Genomic DNA, 17,274 nt, shown 5'->3' on the forward strand with positions numbered 1-17,274 from the left:
AGCGAAATAAAGGAGGAGGGGCGCAGCCCCGGGGGACATTCGCGGAGGGGAGTACCCGGTGGCCTTTGCACGCGCCCCGAACAGCAGCCCCGAACAGCCCCCCAAATCCGGAGACCGTCAGGCCGCAGCAGTCGCAGGATTCGGGCGCGCAGTACGCGACGTCCCTTGCGTATAGCGGTCCATCGCCAGCCCGTCCGTACGAATCTCCGGCCGCTGACCCGTCACCAGGTCGGAGATCAGCTTGCCCGAGCCGCAAGCCATCGTCCAGCCCAGCGTGCCGTGACCCGTGTTCAGGAACAGGTTCGGGTAGCGCGTGGCGCCAACGATGGGTGTGCTGTCTGGCGTCATCGGGCGCAGGCCGGTCCAGAAGGTGGCGCGCGGCAGATCGCCACCGGGGAACAGGTCGCTCACCACCTTCTCGAGCGTGGCGCGGCGATGCGGGTTCAGCCGCAGGTCGAAGCCGCCGAGCTCGGCCATGCCGCCCACGCGAATGCGGTTGTCGAAACGCGTGACCGCCACCTTGTAGGTTTCGTCGAGCACGGTCGATTGCGGCGCCAGCGATTCGTCGACAAGCGGCACGGTGAGCGAGTAGCCCTTGACTGGATACACCGGAATGTCCAACCTCAGCGATGCGATGGCCGCGCGCGAATAGCTGCCGAAGGCCATCACGTAGCGGTCGGCCGTAAGAATCTTGCCGGCCTTGGTGCGCACGCCGGTGATGCGGCCGCCGTCGGTCTCCAGTCCGTCGATGGTTTGCCCGAAGCGGAAGTCCACGCCCAGGCCGCGTGCAATGTCGGCAAGGCCGCGGGTGAACAGGTGGCAGTCGCCGGTTTCGTCGTTCGGCAGGCGCAGGCCGCCCGTGAGCCGGTCGCGCGCGCCGGCCAGCGCCGGCTCGACACGCGCGAGCGCATCGCGGTCGAGCAGTTCGTAGGGCACACCGCATTCCTCGAGCACCGCGATGTCGCGCTGCACTGCATCGAGCTGCGCCTGCGTGCGGAACAGCTGCAGCGTGCCGCCGGTGCGTTGTTCGTATTGAAGGCCCGTTTCGGCGCGCAGTTGCTGCAGGCAGCCGCGGCTGTATTCGGCCACGCGCATCATGCGTTCCTTGTTCACCGCGTAGCGCTCGGGCGAGCAGTTGCGCAGCATTGCCGCCATCCAGCGCAGCTGGAACAGCGTGCCGTCCGGGCGGATCGACAGCGGCGCGTGCTTCTGGAACATCCACTTGATCGCCTTCAGCGGAATGCCTGGCGCGGCCCATGGCGTCGAGTAGCCCGGCGACACCTGCCCGGCGTTGCCGAAGCTGGTTTCTTCGGCCGGGCCGGCCTGCCGGTCGAGCAGCGTCACGTCGGCACCCGAGCGCGCGAGGTAGTAGGCCGTCGTGGTGCCGATCACGCCGCCGCCAAGAACGATGACTTTCATGGATATTTACCAGAATGAAGGTGAATACACGAAATCTAAGGCGCACAATGCGGTGAATTTCATTGTTTTAAAGAGGTTTTCAGTGAAATCCACTGAAAACTTTTGCCCAATGCCCCGCGAGGAGTGAAATGCCCGAACTCGACCGCATCGACCGCAAGATCCTCGACCTGCTGCAGCGCCAGGGCCGCATTTCCATGACCGAATTGGCCGAGCGCATCGGCCTGTCGGCATCGCCTTGCGCCGAGCGGGTGAAGCGCATGGAACGCGAGGGCGTCATCAGCGGCTACCACGCGCATGTGTCGCCCGAGGCGCTGGGCAAGACGCTGCTGGTGTTCGTCGAAATCAAGCTTTCCGCCAAGTCCGGCGACGTGTTCGACAAGGTGCGCAAGGAGCTGCTCCACATGCCCGAGGTGCTCGAGTGCCACCTGGTTTCGGGCAGCTTCGACTACCTGGTGAAGGCGCGCCTGAGCGGCATGAGCGAGTACCGGCACCTCTTGGGCGACATCCTCAAGAAGCTGCCCGTGGCGGCCGAGTCGCACAGCTATGTGGTGATGGAAGAAATCAAGGAAACGCTGATGCTCGCGGTCGACCGCTGAGCAAAGCCAGGGGCTACCATCGCGCCCGGCATTCACACCCACATCCACCACCAAGGACATCGGCATGAGCATCACGGTCCGGCGCGACGGCATCACGGGCACGCGTCACATTCTCAAGATTCGCAGCCACGAGATTCCCATCGATGCCTCACCGGCCGGCGGCGGCAGCGATGCGGGGCCCGAGCCCCGCGACCTGTACGACGCGTCGCTCGCGGCCTGCAAGGCGCTCACGGTGTTGATCTACGCGCGGCGCAAGGGCATGCCGGTGGAAGACATCGAGGTGATCGTCGACCGCGACGACAGCGAGGAGCGCAAGGGCGTCTACCGGCTGAAGTCGAGCCTGCGCGTGACCGGCGAGCTCACCGAGGCGCAGCGCGACGAACTGCTGCGCGTGGCGGGCAAGTGCCCGGTGCACCGGCTCATGACCGAAGTGAAGACCGAAATCGAAACCGGCTGGGCCTGACCGGCACCGGCACGCGGGGCACCGGCAAAGCTCAGCGCGCCGCCCCCGCGCGCTTGGCGTAGCGGTCGCCCCAATCGGCCAGGGGCCCGAGCGCCGCATTGAGCGAAGCGCCGAGCTTCGTCTCCGAATACTCCACCCGCGGCGGCACTTCGTGGAACACCTCGCGGTGCACGATGCCGTCCGCCTCCAGTTCGCGCAACTGCTGGATCAGCATCTTCTCGCTGATGTCCGGCAAGAGCCGCTTCAGCTCGCCGAAGCGGCGCGGCTGGGCATGAAGCTCCCACAGGATCACGGCTTTCCACTTGCCGCCGATGACCTCGAACGCGGGGCCGATGCCGCAGTTGTAGGGTTTTTTGGCTTTCATCCGTTCTTGCCCTTGCTGGTTCAATACATACGTTTTGGTAAGTACCTCACTTTATTGTAGGTACTTGACCGTTGGAGAGTGCAATTCCTACGATGCAGGCCTCTTCACAACTTGCGGACAAGTGGCATGAGCAACAAGGAAATTACCGTCTTGGGCCTGGGATCGATGGGCGTGACCATCGCGCGGCTCTACCTCGACAAGGGCTACAAGGTTACGGTGTGGAACCGCACGGCCGACAAGGCCGCGGCGCTGGGGGGCCGGGGCGCCGTGCTCGCGCGCAGTGCCGCCGAAGCCTTGCGTGCAAGCCCGGTGGCACTGATGTGCGTGTACGACTACCGCGCAGCCGACGCGATTCTTGGGGCCGAGGGCGTGGCCGCGGCAATGGACGGCCGCCTGCTGGTGCAGCTCACCACCGGCGGTCCGCAGGACGCGCGCGATGCCGAAGCCTGGGCGCACCGCCAGGGCGCGACCTACCTCGAGGGCGCCATTCAGGCCGCGCCCGACCAGATGGGGCAGCCCGATACGCCCATCCTCATGTCGGGCGCACAGCATGTGTTTCGCGCGGCCGAGCCGTTGCTCGGCGTTCTGGGCGGCGGCATCGTGTACCTGGGCGAAAAGGCGAGCACTGCCGCGGCCATGGACCTGGCCACGCTGTCGACCATCTACGGCACCATGCTCGGTTTTTTGCACGGCGCGCGCGTGGCCGAGCATGAGGGCTTCGATGTGGCGGAATACGGCCGCATCGTGGCGGGCATCATGCCCACCTTCGCCGGGTTCCTGCAGCACGAAGGCAGCGTCATCCAGTCGGGCGACTTCGCAATTTCGCAAAGCCCCATGCGCATTTCGGTGGAAGCGACCCAGCGCATCCTGCAGACCGCGCAGCAGGCCGGCATCAATACAGAGTTTCCGGCCTTCGCGGCAGGGTTGTTCCAGCGGGCCGATGCAGCGGGGCTGGGCGGAGAGGAGCTGGCGGCGCTGATCAAGCTGCTGCGCGGCTGAAGGGGCATGTAAAGGGCATGAAAGGCCGCAGCCAGCCGGAACAAGTGTGAAGAATTACACTACGACCCGCTTTACAGGACACTTTAATGAAGTGGGTCATTCTCGCCATCTTCGCGCTCAGCGCACTCTACGTTCACTTCCGCGGCCAGGTCCGGCATCGTTTTTTCAGGCAGCTTTCTGATCATTCGACCTTCCTGGCGCCGTTGAACGCCTTCATGTACATCTTCTCGAAGGTGCCGAGCACGCCGTACCTGTCGCCCGCGCAGTTCCCCGAGATGCGCGTGCTCGAAGAGAACTGGGAAGTCATTCGCGAAGAGGCGCTGGCCATGCGCAATGGCGGCAGCATCAAGGCCTCGAGCCAGTTCAACGACGTGGGCTTCAACTCCTTCTTCAAGAGCGGCTGGAAGCGCTTCTACCTCAAGTGGTACGACGATGCGCATCCCTCCGCCGCCGTGCTGTGCCCGCGCACGACCGAACTGCTGAAAGGCATCGGCACCATCAAGGCAGCCATGTTTGCCGAGCTCCCGCCGGGCAGCCGCCTCGTGCGCCACCGCGACCCGTTTGCGGGCTCGCTGCGCTACCACCTGGGCCTGTGGACGCCGGGCGTGGAGGGCTGCTACATCGACGTGGACGGCCAGCGCTACCACTGGCGCGACGGCGAAGCCGTGGTGTTCGACGAAACCTACATCCACTACGCCGAGAACACGACCGACAAGGACCGCGTGATCCTGTTCTGCGACATCGAGCGCCCGCTGAAGTACCGCTGGGCCAGCGCCGTCAACCGCTGGTTTGCAAAGAACCTGCTGGCCGCGGCCGCTTCGCCCAACGATGTTGGCGACAAGACCGGCGGCATCAACCGCGCGTTCAAGTACATCTACCAGATCCGCGTCATCGGCAAGCGTCTCAAGGCCTGGGACAAGCGCGCGTACTACCTTGTGAAGTGGTCGATCTTCGGCGGCCTTGCACTCTGGATCTTCTGGTAAGGCGCCATCCTGTCCTTTGCCGCGCGGTCCCCGGCCACCGCTGCCAGCACATGTCCTTCGCAGACAAAGACCTGCCCGTTCCGGTCGACCTTGCCAGCGCCCAGGCGCTGATAGCGGCGGTTCAGAGCGAGGCCAGCGCGCAGCAAATCGCGTTGCGCGTGCCGCCGCCCGAGCCCACCACCTGCTGCGGGCGCGGCTGCAACGGCTGCGTGTGGGAAGGCTGGCTGGCAGCCATTGCGTACTGGCGCGACGAGGCGTCGCTGCTGCTGGTGCAGCGCGACTAACGCGCTTCCCAGAAGCCGCGGTGCGTGGCGATCATTTCTTCTGCCACTTCGGGCACCGGTCCGATCACATCGATCTTCTTCTGTCCGCGCGCGAATACTTCGCGGCAGGGCAGGCTCAGCGTGGGGTTCTCGGGATGGTCGCCCGTGAGCGCGAGCAATGCGCTTTCTTCCGCGCCATAGACGACGCGGCCGATGTGGGCCCAGTAGCTGGTTCCCGCGCACATGGCGCAAGGCTCGAAGGTCGTGACCAACGTGCATTGCCACAGGTAGTCCGCCGGCCAGTTCTGCGCGGCATGGCGCGCGAGCGTGGCTTCGGCGTGATTCACCGTGTCGATGTTGCCCTGCTCGGCGAGGATGGTCTCCCCGTCGGGCGCGACGAGCACGGCACCGAAGGGATGCCGGCCCATTCCCATGGCGCGTCGGGCCACTTCGTCGGCTCGGCGCAAGGCGCGGATGATCTGGTCGCGCGTCATCCGTGGTGCCTTATTGGTTTTGTGAACCGCGGTGCGCCCACCCGGTCGTGTGTTTCTCGATCACGCTGAAGAGTTCATACATCAGCATGGCCATCGCGCCCACCACCATCAGGCCTGCAAAAGCCAGGCCCATCTGCATGGCCGAGCCAGCGGAAATCAGCAGGTAGCCGATGCCTTCGTTGGCCGCCGTCATCTCGCTCACCGTGGTGCCGACAAAAGCCAGCGTGATCGCGACCTTGAGCGAGCCGAAGAAGTAGGGCATGGAGCGCGGCAGGCCGATTTTCATGAGCACGTCCCAGCGCTTGGCGCCGAGCACGCGCAGCACGTCTTCCAGCTCGGGCTCCAGCGTGGCAAGGCCGGTGGCAATGTTGACCATGATCGGGAAGAAGCTGATCAAGAAGGCCGTAAGAATGGCCGGCCCGACACCGATGCCGAACCACACCACCAGGATGGGCACGAAGGCCGCCTTGGGCAGTGCGTTGAAGGCCGTCATCAACGGATAGATCGCCGCATACGCGATGCGCGAACTGCCGATCACGAAGCCCAGCAGCACGCCCACCACAATGGCCAGGCCGAAGCCCGCCATCGTGACCCAGAAGGTGCGCCATGCATGGCCCGCGATGATTTCCTTGAATTCCCAGAACTGGTTCCAGATGCGCAGCGGGCTCGGAAAGATGAAGTCCGAAACGCCGAAGCCCGCGCAGATCACCTGCCACAGCAGGATTACCGCAACCAGCAGCAGCCAGGGCGACCAGCGTTCGATTTGCTTGGTGTTCTTCATGGCTCGCCTTCAGTGGGACACCGCGGCGGCCGTTTGCGCCGCGCTGATGCCCGTGTTTCGAATGGCGCCGATGTGCCCGCGCAGTTCCAGCACGATGTCGGTGAACTCCTTGGTGTAGGTGAGCTCAAGCTCGCGCGGACGCGGCAGCTCGATTTCACGCTTGACCACGAAGCGGCCCGGGCTCTTGCTCATCACATAAACCGTGTCGGCCAGGAATACGCTTTCGCGCAGGTCGTGTGTCACCAGGATGACGTTGAACTGCTGCTCGGTCCACAGGTCGCGAAGAATGCACCAGAGCTCTTCGCGCGTGAAGGCGTCGAGCGCGCCGAAGGGCTCGTCGAGCAGCAGCATCTTGGGCTCGTGAATGAGCGCGCGGCAAATGCTTGCGCGCTGCTGCATGCCGCCCGAAAGCTGCCAGGGAAACTTGTCTTCATACCCAGCAAGGCCCACCTTCTGCAGCAGCTTGCGCGCGCGCTCGACGTATTCCTTGCGCTTGGCCTTGAAGCTCGAACGGAAGGGCTCGACGATTTCGAGCGGCAGCAGCACGTTGTCGACCGTGGTGCGCCACGGCAGCAGCGAAGGCGCCTGAAAGGCCATGCCCGAGATCTTGAGCGGCCCGGTCACGGGCTGGCCGTCGATGCGGATCTTGCCCATCGAGGGCATCTTGAGGCCCGTGGTGAGCTTCATGAACGTCGACTTGCCGCAGCCCGACGGGCCGACGATGGCAATGAACTCCCCGCGCTTCACCTTCAGGTCGATGGCCTCGACCGCGAAGTGGTTCTCGCGCAGCAGCTCTTCGTTGTAGGCGAGCCAGACGTCCTGAAAGTCGACGAAGGGAGCCGCGTCCGTGCTCGATGCGTCCGCCATCACTTGCGCAGCACGCCGTTGAGTTCGGCCGCAGGGGGCAGCATTGCCGCGGTCCACACCGCGTCGGGGCTCACGCGCGTCTTGGTGTTGAATGCGTCGGACACTTGCGAGGCCATCAGCGACATGCGGCCAGCGTTCACGGCGCCGAAGCCTTCGCTGCGCGCATCGGCGCTGTTGATCACGGTGTCGATGGCCAGTTGCAGGCGGCGGGTTTCGAGCTTGCTGTCGATGATGCCGTCGCGCGCCTTTACGGATTCGATTGCCACGGCCGGGTTGGCGATGACTTCCTTCGCGCCCTTGGCAAAGGCCGAGAGGAATTTCTTCACTGCCTCGGGGTTCTCCTTGATGAGCTTGGGCGACGCGATGATCACGTTGCCGTAGAGCTTCACGCCGTAGTCGGGGTAGGGCAGCACGACGATGTCGGCGGCCTTGGCGCCGCGTGCCTCGAGGTTAAGCAGCGATGTGAAGGTAAAGCCTGTGATCGCGTCGATGTCGCCGCGAATCAGCATGGTTTCGCGCAGCGTCGGGTCCATGGCGGTCCAGTTGACGGCGCCGATGTTGTTGGCCTTGGCAAAGATCGGGAATGCGCGGCGGCCCGCGTCGAACACCGGTGCGCCGAGCTTCTTGCCGGCCAGGTCGGCCGGCTTGGTGATGCCGCTCTTCTTGAGCGTCATGACCGAGGCCGGCGTGTTGTTGTAGACCATCATCACCGCGACCGGCTTGTTGGGGCTGTCGGGGTTGTTGGCGTGGAATTCCATCAGCGCCGCAAGGTCGGCAAAGCCCATTTCGTAGGCGCCCGAGGCCACGCGCGTGACCGTGCCGCCCGAGCCGTTGCCCGCGTCGATGGTTACGTCGAGGCCCGCGGCCTTGAAGTAGCCCTTGGCGGCGGGGTGAAGGAACAGCGCGGCCGGCCCTTCGAAGCGCCAGTCGAGCTGGAACTTGATCGGCGTCGTGGTCTGGGCAAGGGCCGAAGAGAGGCCGAAGCTGAGGGCCGAGGCGGCGAGGAAGGACTGGAGCAGTTGGCGCTTGTTCATGCGAAATCCGTTAGAGGTGAATGCTTCCGCATTCAAGCAAAAACGGTGCCCGCACGCGATTGGTGCGAACCCTCCCGATGAACTGCCACGGTGCGCACTAGGGTGGCGGTGTGGCTGCGGTGCACCTGTTTTGTGAGTTCTCGCGAATCCCAGCCGAAAGAAGCTTGAAGCTTGAACCAATTTGGGGCGCCGGCTTGCCGGCCGGCGCCGCGGGTGCCTGCCTCGCGCGCAGGCTCAGAGAGCAGCGCCGATCTTGCGCAGCTCGGCGATCTGCGGGGCCTTGGGCAGCCAGATCTTGTCGAACTCCGCAATGATCGGCGCGGGGTTGTAGCCGGCGTCGCTCTTGATGGTGATGCCGCTCGTCTTGAACTTGTCGATCAGGCCGAGCTCGGTGGTCACGATGTCCCTGATCTGCGCGTCGAGCGACTGCTTCACCAGGTCGGTGATGAGCGACTTGTCCTTGCCGTCCAGCGTCTGCCAGATGCGGCCGGAGACCAGCGGCGCAAAGGGCATGAACAGCGCATTCATCGGCAGCATGGTCTTGGCGACGCGGTCGAAGCGCTGGTTCCATGAAAACTCGATGTCCGCCTCCAGCCCGTCGACCTGGCCGTTCGACATGGCGTCGAAAACAGCGGGTGTGGGAATCGGCGTGGGAGCGGCACCGAGCAATTGATAGAAGTCGCGGTACACCGGCGTCGGGTTGATGCGCAGCTTCATGCCCTTGAGGTCGGTGGGCGTGGAAATGGGCTTGGTCGAAAACACCACGCGCATGCCGGTGATGCCCCAGCCCAGGCCGATGGTGCCGGTTTCGCGCGGCAGCACCTCGAGCAGCTTGAGCGCGGCGGGCGTGCGCACCAGCGAGGCCACGTTGGTGGTCGAGCGCACGAGGTAAGGCGCGTTGATGGCCGCCACGCTCGAGACGCGCGAGCCGAGTTCGGCCGCCTGGATCCAGCCCATGTCCAGCGCGCCGGATTGCAGCTGCTGCATCATGGCCGATTCGTTGCCCAGCTGGCCCGAGTGGAACACCGTGGCGCTCAGGCGGCCATCGGTCGCCTTCTTGAGTGCTTCGCCAAAGCCCACCGCGGCGCGGTTCCACGAGTGGCCGGCCGGCGTGATGAGGCCGAGTCGGAATTCCTTGGCGGCCGCTGCACGCGACACGGTGCTGAACAGGACGGACGACGCGGCGGCGGTACCGGCGGCGGCCTGGACGACGAATTTGCGGCGGGAAAGGGACATGCGAGGCTCCGGTTGAGTGAAGGAAAAAGGGGGCGCTTGCCGGGCTTACTTGAGCAACGCCAGCGACAGGCTCGGAAAGAGCGACAGCAGCACCAGCGCCGCGCAGCAGATCAGGAAGAACGGCAAGGTGACGATGAACATCTTTCCAGGCTTGGCACCGGTCACGGCCGAAGCCACGAAGAAGCTCAGGCCCACGGGCGGCGTCATGAGCCCGAGCACGAGGTTGATTACCACCACCACGCCGAAGTGGCGGGGGTCGATGCCGTAGATCTCGGTGGCAATGGGCAGCAGGATCGGCACGGTCATGATCAGCCCCGGAATGCCGTCGATCACGGTGCCGATCACCAGCAGGATCAGGTTCACCAGCAGCAGGAAGGCGATCGGGTCCTTCGCCACGGTCTGGATCCAGGCGGCCGTGGCCTGCGGCACCTTGCCGTAGATCAGGAGCCACGAGAACACCGCCGCCGCGGCTACCAAAAACAGCACCACCGCCGAGTAGATTGCCGACTTCAGCAGGATCTGCGGAATCATCGCAAAGCGGAATTCCTTGGTGACGTAGCGGCCGATCAGCACCGCGGCCACCGCGCCCACGGCGGCGGCCTCGGTCGGGTTGGCAAAGCCACCGAGGATGGAGCCGACGATCACGATGGGAATCAGCAGCGTGGGGCAGGCCGTGAGCATGGTGTGCAGCCGCTGCTTGACGGTGCGCTTCGCGGTGCGCGGGTAGTTGTAGATCAGACCCATGCACGCAATCACGACGAAGAATGCCGCCGTGAGAATCACGCCGGGAATGATGCCGGCAATCAGCATGTCGCCCACTGCCACTTGTGCAAGCACGCTGTACACCACGAACATCACCGAGGGCGGAATGATCGGCCCCAGCATGCCGCCGTACACCGTGATGCCGGCGGCAAAGGTCTTGTCGTAGCCCTGCTTCTCCATCTCGGGCACCATGATCTGGCTCATGATGGCCACCTGCGCCGTGGCCGAGCCGATGATCGACGACACCAGCATATTGGCCAGGATGTTTACGTAGGCCAGGCCGCCTTTCACCGAGCCGATGAAGGCCAGCGCCAGGTCGACCAGGCGTTTGGTGATGCCGCCGCCGTTCATGACCTCGCCGATCAGGATGAACAGCGGAATCGCGATGAGGCTGTAGCTGTCGACACCGCCGAACATCTGCACCGGAAACGACTGGAACAGCACCGTGTCGCCCGAGTTGAGGATGTACACGATGCCCGCAAGGCACAGGCAGGCGCCGATCGGCACGCCGACCAGCATGATCAATAGAAAGAATGCGGAGGTCAGCATGTCAGTTCACCGCGTCCGCGTTGGTCACATGGAACTCGGCGTGCGTGCGCCGGGGCTGCAGGCCGAGGTCTTCGAGAAGGTTGGAGAGCGCATGCAGGCTGAGCGTGGCCGAGAAGACCGGCAGGATCAGCTGGATGGCCCAGGTCGGCCAGTTCAGCGTTTGCGTGCGCTCGGTATATAGAAAGTTGAAGGATTCGGCGGCGTATTCCTTCGCGTCGAAGCCGTGGCGCACGATGCCCACCGGGTCCATGTAGAGCCAGCACATCGCCAGCAGCGCAAGGCCCAGCAGCAGCACGCCGCCCGAAGCGGCGGCCTTGGCAACGCGCACCGCTTTTTCACCGAGCTTGTCGGTGAGCAGCGTCACTGCAAAGTCCAGCCGCAGCCGCGTCATTGCCGAGGCGCCGACGAAGGTGAGCCACACCACGCAGTACACCGAGGCCTCGTCCACCCAGTAGAGCGGCACGCCCCCATAGCGCGTGACCACGTTCAGCAGCACCAGCACCATGAGCAGGCCCATCAGCCCGGAAAGGAGGCGGCGCTCCCAGCGCAGCACGAAGTCGGACGCGTCGAGCACCCGGCGGGAAAAGGTCCCGCGTTCCAGGGCGTGTTCTTCCATGTGAGAAGGGAGGGAAGGTTGAAGAAGGGCCAGAAGGCCGAGGTTTTAAATATATTAATAAGATATTTGGAATATCCGCTCAGGGTATTAGCAGATTGCATGCCAGCCGAAAAAATGATGAGCGGGCGGAAACGGTGCATGCGACGTACCGCGCCGCAATGAAAAACGCCCCGCTGCGTGCTGCAGCGGGGCGTCGGTCCGGTGGAGTTGCGGGCTGCTACTTCAGCGCGGTCGTCGCGTTCGCCACCGCCAGCGCCGTCATGTTGACCACGCGCCGCACCGTCGACGAAGGCGTGAGCACGTGGGCCGAGCCCGAGGCGCCCAGCAGGATGGGGCCCACCGTGATGCCGTTGGCGCCCGTCATCTTGAGCACGTTGTAGAGGATGTGGGCGGAGTCCAGGTTCGGGCACACCAGCAGGTTGGCCTCGCCGGTGAGCGTGGTCTCGGGCAGCGCGACGCGGCGCACTTCTTCGGACAGCGCCGAGTCGCCGTGCATTTCGCCGTCGCATTCGATGTCGGGCGCCATCTGCGCGAACAGGTCGCGCGCCAGCCGCATCTTGCGCGCCGAGCCGCGGCTCGAGGTGCCGTAGTTCGAATGCGAAAGAAACGCCACCTTCGGCGGCAGTCCGAAGCGGCGCACTTCTTCTGCGGCCATCATCGCAATGCTGGCGAGCAGCTCGGCGCTCGGGTCCTCGTTCACATTGGTGTCGGTAATGAACACCGTGCGCTTTTCGAGGGTGAGCGCGTTCAGCGTGGCAAAGCCCGGTGCGCCGCGCTTCAGGCCGATGAGGTTGCGGATGTGCTCCAGGTGCACGTCGAAGCGTCCCACCAGCCCGCAGATCATGGCGTCGGCATCGCCCAGGTGCAGCATCAGCGCGGCAATGATGGTGTTGGAGCGGCGCACCATGGTCTTGGCGGCCTCGGGCGTTACGCCGCGGCGGCCCATGAGCTTGTGAAAGCTCTCCCAGTAGATGCGAAAGCGAGGGTCGTCCTCGGGGTCGACAATTTCCACGTCGGTGCCCACGCGGATGTGCAGGCCGGCCTTCTTGATGCGCGCCTCGATCACCGCCGGGCGGCCGACCAGAATGGGCTGCGCCAGGCCTTCGTCCACGGCCAGTTGCGCGGCGCGCAGCACGCGCTCGTCTTCGCCCTCGGCATAGGCCACGCGCTTGGCGGCGGCAATCTTGGCGGCGCTGAACACCGGGCGCATGAACATGCCGGTCTGGTAGACGAAGCGCGTCAGGTGCTGGCGGTAGGCGTCCATGTCCTCGATGGGCCGCGCGGCCACGCCCGATGCATGCGCCGCCTTGGCCACGGCCGGTGCAATGCGCAGGATGAGCCGCGAATCGAAGGGCTTGGGAATGATGTAGTCGGGCCCGAACGACAGCTCTTGGCCGGCATAGGCGGTGGCCACTTCTTCGCTGATGTCGGCCTTGGTGAGCTCGGCGATCTCGCGCACGCAGGCCAGCTTCATTTCTTCCGTGATCTTGCTGGCGCCGCAATCGAGCGCGCCGCGGAAGATGTACGGAAAGCACAGCACGTTGTTGACCTGGTTCGGGTAGTCCGAGCGGCCGGTGGCAATGATGCAGTCGGGCCGCACGGCCTTGGCAAGTTCGGGCCGGATCTCGGGCTCGGGGTTGGCCAGCGCCAGGATGATCGGCTGCGTGCCCATGGTCTTGACCATCTCGGCGCTCATCACGCCCGGGGCCGAGCAGCCGAGGAACACGTCGGCGTCCTTCACCACGTCGGCCAGGGTGCGGGCGCCGGTGTCTTTTTGCGCGTAGCGCGCCTTGGAGTCGTCGAAGCCGCCCGCGCGGCCCATGTAGATCAGGCCTTTCGAATCGCAGGCGTAGATGTTGGCGGGCTTGGCGCCCAGGCCCACCATCACGTCGAGGCAGGCAATGGCGGCCGCGCCGGCGCCCGAGACGGCAATCTTCACGTCTTCGATCTTCTTGCCGACCAGCTCGAGCCCGTTGATCAGCGCCGCGGCCGAGATGATGGCCGTGCCGTGCTGGTCGTCATGGAACACCGGAATGTTCATGCGCTCGCGCAGCTTCTTCTCGATGTAGAAGCACTCGGGCGCCTTGATGTCCTCGAGGTTGATGCCGCCCAGCGTGGGCTCCAGCGCCGCGATGATGTCGACCAGCTTGTCGGGGTCGGTCTCGGCCAGTTCGATGTCGAACACGTCGATGCCGGCGAATTTCTTGAACAGGCAGCCCTTGCCCTCCATGACCGGCTTGGCGGCCAGCGGGCCGATGTTGCCCAGGCCCAGCACCGCGGTGCCGTTGGTGACAACGCCCACCAGGTTGCCGCGCGCTGTGAAGTCGGCCGCCAGCGATGGGTCGGCCGCGATGTCGAGGCAGGGGTAGGCCACGCCGGGCGAATAGGCCAGCGACAGGTCGCGCTGGTTCAGCAGCGGCTTGGTCGGCGTGATGGAAATCTTGCCCTTGACGGGCGAGCGGTGGTATTCGCGCGCTGCATCGCGAAGAGCTTCTTCTGCGGGGGAGAGGGGTGCAGCCATGAAATGTCTCCTTGTTTCTGACGGGGAATGAGGCTACCGCAAAAGCATGGCTTGCTCCCAAAGGGGAAATGCCGAAAACGCCTGACCCCATAGCCTGCACGGAACCGAAGCGCCGGTTCGCTAAACTCCGAAAGTGTTAGCCAAGGTCAACCAGGGTTAAACAAGGCAATGCAGAGCCGTGCAGCCAAGGCCGCCGGCCATCGTCAATCAAGACACACAAAAGACAACGAAGAGGGGCAGCGCATGACACCCGGAGCTTTCACCACCACCGACCCCGACGTCGTGGTCATCGGCGGCGGGCCTTCGGGCTCCACCGTGGCGGCGCTGCTCGCGGACAAGGGGCACGACGTGGTGCTGATCGAGAAGGCGCAGCACCCGCGCTTTCACATCGGCGAATCGCTGCTCCCCATGAACATGCCGCTGTTCGACCGGCTGGGCGTGCGCACCGAGGTCGAGGCCATCGGCATCAAGAAGCACGGCGCCGAGTTTGTCTCGCCCTGGCACGACCATTCGAGCCACTTCGACTTCGGCGAGGCAATGGACAAGAGCTTTCCGTACGCCGTGCACGTGCGCCGCTCCGAGTTCGACGAACTGCTGTTTCGCCATGCCGGCAAGCTCGGTGCGCGCACCTTCGAAGGCCAGCGGGTGACCGGTGTCGATATGGACGCCGGCAAGGGCACGGCCGACAACCGCCCGCTGGTGAAGGTCAAGGCCGACGACGGCACCGAGACCCAGTGGCGCCCGCGCTTCGTCATCGATGCCAGTGGCCGCGACACGTTGCTGTCGAGCCAGTTCGACGCCAAGCAGCGCAACCGCAAGCATGCGAGCGCGGCGCTCTACGGCCACTTTGCCAACGCGGAGCGCCGTCCGGGCCGCTTCGAGGGCAACATCTCGCTCTTCTGGTTCGACCACGGCTGGTTCTGGTACATCCCGCTGAAGGACGGCACCGTGAGCGTCGGCGCCGTGGCCTCGCCTGCGTATTTCAAGGGCCGCCAGGGCAAGTCGCTCGAAGACTTCCTGATGGAAACCATCGCGCTTGCGCCCAAGCTGGCCGCGCGCCTGAAGAACGCCACGCTGATGGAAGGCGCCACCGCCACCGGCAACTACGCCTACGACTCCAAGTTCTGCCGCGGCGACCGCTTCATGATGGTGGGCGATGCGTATGCCTTCGTCGACCCGATGTTTTCTTCGGGCGTGTACCTGGCGATGAACAGCGGCTTCGAGGCTGCCAAGGCGGCCGACCTGTGGCTCAGGGGTGAGGCGAAGGAGGCTGAAAAGGCCTTCCGCCACTACGAGAAGGTGATGAAGCGCGGACCGAAGATGTTCTCGTGGTTCATCTACCGCATCACGTCGCCGGCCATTCGCCGGCTGTTCATGGCGCCGCGCAACATCTGGCGCATGCAGGAGGCGCTCTTGTCTATATTGGCGGGCGACCTGTTCCGCGACACGCCCATCGGCCCGCGTTTCTGGGGCTTCAAGGTCACGTATTACGCCTCGTGCATCGGCATCCTGCCGCAGGCCGTGAAGACCTGGGCATGGCGCCGGCGCAACCTCAAGGAATCCCTAGAGGCTGCAAAGACCTGAGCCGCAGGCTCAGTCCGGCGTAACGGTGTGCTGCGCGAGCGCTTCGAGAGCGCGCACCAGCGCCGAATGGTCCTGCTGGCCGTGGCCGAGGGCCGCGCAGGCGTTCATCAGCTGCGCCGCGCCCGCCGTCTGCGGCAGGGCCACACCCAGCGCCCGCGCACTCTGCAGCGCCAGGTTCAGGTCCTTCTGGTGCAGCGAGATGCGGAAGCCCGGCGCAAAGGTGCGCTTGATCATGCGTTCGCCATGCACTTCGAGAATGCGCGAGCTGGCAAAGCCGCCCATCAGCGCCTGTCGCACCTTGGCCGGATCGGCACCTGCCTTGGACGCGAACAGCAGCGCCTCGCCCACCGCCGCGATGTTCAGCGCCACGATGATCTGGTTGGCCACCTTGCAGACCTGGCCGTCGCCCACGTTGCCGACCAGCGTGACGTTCTTGCCCATCTTCTCGAGCAGTGGCCGTACCTGGCCGAAGGTGCCTTCGTCGCCGCCGCACATGATGGTGAGGCTCGCGGCCTTGGCGCCCACTTCGCCGCCCGAAACCGGCGCGTCGATGTAGCCGCAGCCCAGCGCGATGATGCGCTTGGCAAAAGCCTTGGTGGCAATCGGATCGATGGAGCTGCAGTCGACCACGATCTTGCCGCGCGAATCCTTCAGGCCTTCGGCCACGCCCTGCGTGCCCGGCTCGCCGAACAGCACCTTCTCCACGTCGGGCGTGTCGGGCACCATGATGAAGATCACGTCGGCTTGGCGCGCCACTTCGGCCGCCGAGGCGCAGATGGTCGCCTTCGAGATGAAAGGCTCGGGCGTGTTGCCCTGGGTGTTCACGAACAGCTGGTAGCCCGCGTCGAGCAGATGGCCCGCCATGGGCGCGCCCATGATGCCGAGGCCGATGAATCCGATTTTTTGAGATTGCGACATGTCTTCAGTTTCCTTGGATGCTGTTGTCTGGGTTCACTTCTGCTGGGTCAGGGCCTGCCGCCATCCGAGGCCGTCGACGGTGTCGCTGCGCGGCTTGTATTCGCAGCCGATCCAGCCGTCGTAGCCGATCGAGTCGATGTGCCTGAAGAGCCACGGGTAGTTGATTTCGCCCGTGCCCGGTTCGCCGCGCCCGGGGTTGTCGGCCAACTGGATGTGGCCGATGCGCGCGAGATTCTTCGACAGCGTGTTGCCGAGCTCGCCTTCCATGCGCTGCGCGTGATAGATGTCGTATTGCACCCGAAGGTTGGAAGAGCCCACCTCGTCGATCAGCGCCAGCGCCTGGTCGGTGCGCGTGAGAAAGAAGCCGGGAATGTCGAAGGTGTTGATCGGCTCGATCAGGAGCCGGAGACCTGCCGCCTCGAGCTCGCCGGCGGCAAGGCGCAGGTTCTCGACCACGGTCTTGTGCGCGGCCTCGGTGCTTACGCCGACCGGCACCTTGCCGACCAGGCAGTTGAGCTGCGGGCAGCCCAGGGCCGTGGCGTAGTCGATGGCCATGGCAATGCCTTCGCGGAATTCGCCGGTGCGGTCGGGGTGGCAGGCGATGCCGCGCTCGCCCTTGTCCCAGTCGCCGGCCGGCAGGTTGTGCAGTACCTGCTGCAAACCGTTGGCGCGCAGCGCGGCAGTGAGCTCCTTCTTTTCGAAGGGGTAGGGAAACAGGTATTCCACCGCCTCGAAGCCCGCCTTGGCGGCGGCCTCGAAGCGCTGCATGAACGGCAGCTCGGTAAAGAGCATCGTGAGGTTGGCTGCAAACTTTGGCATGGCGTG

The 17,274-nt window shown here is 64.9% G+C and carries 18 protein-coding genes; 6 read left to right on the plus strand and 12 right to left on the minus strand.

Annotation, left to right across the window (positions count from 1 at the left end; translation table 11 throughout):
• Positions 1–117: 117 nt before the first annotated feature.
• Positions 118–1,419: a D-amino acid dehydrogenase gene (locus V9L21_RS20455; protein WP_337314753.1), complete on the minus strand. Its 1,302-nt coding sequence runs from the start codon at positions 1,417–1,419 to the stop codon at positions 118–120.
• Positions 1,420–1,547: 128 nt separating this feature from the next.
• Between V9L21_RS20455 and V9L21_RS20460 the strand changes: the two genes are divergently transcribed.
• A complete protein-coding gene (locus V9L21_RS20460) occupies positions 1,548–2,015 on the plus strand; it encodes a winged helix-turn-helix transcriptional regulator (RefSeq protein ID WP_055803119.1) in 468 nt (155 codons plus the stop codon).
• A gap of 64 nt (positions 2,016–2,079) precedes the next feature.
• Complete coding sequence (locus V9L21_RS20465) at positions 2,080–2,478, plus strand: OsmC family protein (protein ID WP_337314754.1); 399 nt, start codon at positions 2,080–2,082, stop codon at positions 2,476–2,478.
• Between the two features lie 31 nt (positions 2,479–2,509).
• Here V9L21_RS20465 and V9L21_RS20470 read toward each other — a convergent pair whose 3' ends face one another.
• On the minus strand, positions 2,510–2,842 hold the full coding sequence (locus V9L21_RS20470; protein ID WP_337314755.1) for a winged helix-turn-helix transcriptional regulator: 333 nt from the start codon (positions 2,840–2,842) through the stop codon (positions 2,510–2,512).
• Between the two features lie 126 nt (positions 2,843–2,968).
• Here V9L21_RS20470 and V9L21_RS20475 point away from each other — a divergent pair, with 126 nt between their 5' ends.
• The 3 genes from V9L21_RS20475 to V9L21_RS20485 all read left to right on the plus strand — a co-directional run bounded on the left by V9L21_RS20475 (position 2,969) and on the right by V9L21_RS20485 (position 5,108).
• Positions 2,969–3,841, plus strand: coding sequence for an NAD(P)-dependent oxidoreductase (locus tag V9L21_RS20475; protein ID WP_337314756.1), 873 nt, complete (start codon positions 2,969–2,971; stop codon positions 3,839–3,841).
• Positions 3,842–3,927: 86 nt separating this feature from the next.
• Positions 3,928–4,824, plus strand: a complete 897-nt coding sequence (gene lpxO, locus V9L21_RS20480) for a lipid A hydroxylase LpxO (RefSeq protein WP_157615143.1) — start codon at positions 3,928–3,930, stop codon at positions 4,822–4,824.
• Positions 4,825–4,874: 50 nt separating this feature from the next.
• On the plus strand, positions 4,875–5,108 hold the full coding sequence (locus V9L21_RS20485; RefSeq protein WP_337314757.1) for an oxidoreductase-like domain-containing protein: 234 nt from the start codon (positions 4,875–4,877) through the stop codon (positions 5,106–5,108).
• On the opposite strand, the gene V9L21_RS20490 is transcribed toward V9L21_RS20485, so the two are convergent.
• From V9L21_RS20490 to V9L21_RS20525, 8 genes are all read right to left on the minus strand, one after another.
• Entirely contained in the window at positions 5,105–5,581 is a 477-nt protein-coding gene (locus V9L21_RS20490; protein WP_337314758.1) for a nucleoside deaminase, read from the minus strand. The genes V9L21_RS20485 and V9L21_RS20490 overlap by 4 nt on opposite strands.
• A 10-nt stretch (positions 5,582–5,591) precedes the next feature.
• Positions 5,592–6,362: an ABC transporter permease gene (locus tag V9L21_RS20495; protein ID WP_124956406.1), complete on the minus strand. Its 771-nt coding sequence runs from the start codon at positions 6,360–6,362 to the stop codon at positions 5,592–5,594.
• Positions 6,363–6,371: 9 nt separating this feature from the next.
• Positions 6,372–7,229: an ABC transporter ATP-binding protein gene (locus tag V9L21_RS20500; RefSeq protein ID WP_337314759.1), complete on the minus strand. Its 858-nt coding sequence runs from the start codon at positions 7,227–7,229 to the stop codon at positions 6,372–6,374.
• Positions 7,229–8,263, minus strand: a complete 1,035-nt coding sequence (locus V9L21_RS20505) for an ABC transporter substrate-binding protein (RefSeq protein WP_281146347.1) — start codon at positions 8,261–8,263, stop codon at positions 7,229–7,231. The genes V9L21_RS20500 and V9L21_RS20505 overlap by 1 nt, the downstream gene beginning before the upstream one ends.
• A gap of 234 nt (positions 8,264–8,497) precedes the next feature.
• On the minus strand, positions 8,498–9,499 hold the full coding sequence (locus V9L21_RS20510) for a TRAP transporter substrate-binding protein (RefSeq protein ID WP_337314760.1): 1,002 nt from the start codon (positions 9,497–9,499) through the stop codon (positions 8,498–8,500).
• A 45-nt stretch (positions 9,500–9,544) separates the two neighbouring features.
• A complete protein-coding gene (locus V9L21_RS20515) occupies positions 9,545–10,810 on the minus strand; it encodes a TRAP transporter large permease (RefSeq protein WP_337314761.1) in 1,266 nt (421 codons plus the stop codon).
• 1 nt (position 10,811) lies between these two features.
• A complete protein-coding gene (locus tag V9L21_RS20520) occupies positions 10,812–11,426 on the minus strand; it encodes a TRAP transporter small permease (RefSeq protein ID WP_337314762.1) in 615 nt (204 codons plus the stop codon).
• 217 nt (positions 11,427–11,643) lie between these two features.
• Complete coding sequence (locus V9L21_RS20525) at positions 11,644–13,947, minus strand: NADP-dependent malic enzyme (RefSeq protein WP_309957600.1); 2,304 nt, start codon at positions 13,945–13,947, stop codon at positions 11,644–11,646.
• A 243-nt stretch (positions 13,948–14,190) separates the two neighbouring features.
• Here V9L21_RS20525 and V9L21_RS20530 point away from each other — a divergent pair, with 243 nt between their 5' ends.
• The gene (locus tag V9L21_RS20530) at positions 14,191–15,531 is read left to right on the plus strand and encodes an NAD(P)/FAD-dependent oxidoreductase (protein ID WP_281146353.1); all 1,341 of its coding nucleotides are present in this window, start codon (positions 14,191–14,193) and stop codon (positions 15,529–15,531) included.
• A gap of 9 nt (positions 15,532–15,540) precedes the next feature.
• Here the strand turns inward: V9L21_RS20530 and V9L21_RS20535 are convergent, their stop codons facing one another.
• Positions 15,541–16,449, minus strand: a complete 909-nt coding sequence (locus V9L21_RS20535) for a 2-hydroxy-3-oxopropionate reductase (protein WP_337314763.1) — start codon at positions 16,447–16,449, stop codon at positions 15,541–15,543.
• 33 nt (positions 16,450–16,482) lie between these two features.
• Positions 16,483–17,268, minus strand: a complete 786-nt coding sequence (gene hyi / locus V9L21_RS20540; RefSeq protein WP_337314764.1) for a hydroxypyruvate isomerase — start codon at positions 17,266–17,268, stop codon at positions 16,483–16,485.
• Positions 17,269–17,274: the final 6 nt, after the last annotated feature.

Origin of the sequence: Variovorax sp. CCNWLW235 (assembly GCF_037204085.1) — a bacterium.
Classification (GTDB): domain Bacteria; phylum Pseudomonadota; class Gammaproteobacteria; order Burkholderiales; family Burkholderiaceae_C; genus Variovorax.

Coding starts and splice junctions, on each gene's coding strand:
- V9L21_RS20495 (WP_124956406.1), bottom strand. CDS start 6,362: ATGAAGAACACCAAGCAAATCGAACGCTGGTCGCCCTGGCTGCTGCTG.
- V9L21_RS20490 (WP_337314758.1), bottom strand. CDS start 5,581: ATGACGCGCGACCAGATCATCCGCGCCTTGCGCCGAGCCGACGAAGTG.
- V9L21_RS20465 (WP_337314754.1), top strand. CDS start 2,080: ATGAGCATCACGGTCCGGCGCGACGGCATCACGGGCACGCGTCACATT.
- V9L21_RS20470 (WP_337314755.1), bottom strand. CDS start 2,842: ATGAAAGCCAAAAAACCCTACAACTGCGGCATCGGCCCCGCGTTCGAG.
- V9L21_RS20515 (WP_337314761.1), bottom strand. CDS start 10,810: ATGCTGACCTCCGCATTCTTTCTATTGATCATGCTGGTCGGCGTGCCG.
- V9L21_RS20530 (WP_281146353.1), top strand. CDS start 14,191: ATGACACCCGGAGCTTTCACCACCACCGACCCCGACGTCGTGGTCATC.
- V9L21_RS20455 (WP_337314753.1), bottom strand. CDS start 1,419: ATGAAAGTCATCGTTCTTGGCGGCGGCGTGATCGGCACCACGACGGCC.
- V9L21_RS20520 (WP_337314762.1), bottom strand. CDS start 11,426: ATGGAAGAACACGCCCTGGAACGCGGGACCTTTTCCCGCCGGGTGCTC.
- V9L21_RS20500 (WP_337314759.1), bottom strand. CDS start 7,229: ATGGCGGACGCATCGAGCACGGACGCGGCTCCCTTCGTCGACTTTCAG.
- V9L21_RS20525 (WP_309957600.1), bottom strand. CDS start 13,947: ATGGCTGCACCCCTCTCCCCCGCAGAAGAAGCTCTTCGCGATGCAGCG.
- V9L21_RS20505 (WP_281146347.1), bottom strand. CDS start 8,263: ATGAACAAGCGCCAACTGCTCCAGTCCTTCCTCGCCGCCTCGGCCCTC.
- V9L21_RS20485 (WP_337314757.1), top strand. CDS start 4,875: ATGTCCTTCGCAGACAAAGACCTGCCCGTTCCGGTCGACCTTGCCAGC.
- V9L21_RS20510 (WP_337314760.1), bottom strand. CDS start 9,499: ATGTCCCTTTCCCGCCGCAAATTCGTCGTCCAGGCCGCCGCCGGTACC.
- lpxO (WP_157615143.1), top strand. CDS start 3,928: ATGAAGTGGGTCATTCTCGCCATCTTCGCGCTCAGCGCACTCTACGTT.
- V9L21_RS20460 (WP_055803119.1), top strand. CDS start 1,548: ATGCCCGAACTCGACCGCATCGACCGCAAGATCCTCGACCTGCTGCAG.
- V9L21_RS20535 (WP_337314763.1), bottom strand. CDS start 16,449: ATGTCGCAATCTCAAAAAATCGGATTCATCGGCCTCGGCATCATGGGC.
- hyi (WP_337314764.1), bottom strand. CDS start 17,268: ATGCCAAAGTTTGCAGCCAACCTCACGATGCTCTTTACCGAGCTGCCG.
- V9L21_RS20475 (WP_337314756.1), top strand. CDS start 2,969: ATGAGCAACAAGGAAATTACCGTCTTGGGCCTGGGATCGATGGGCGTG.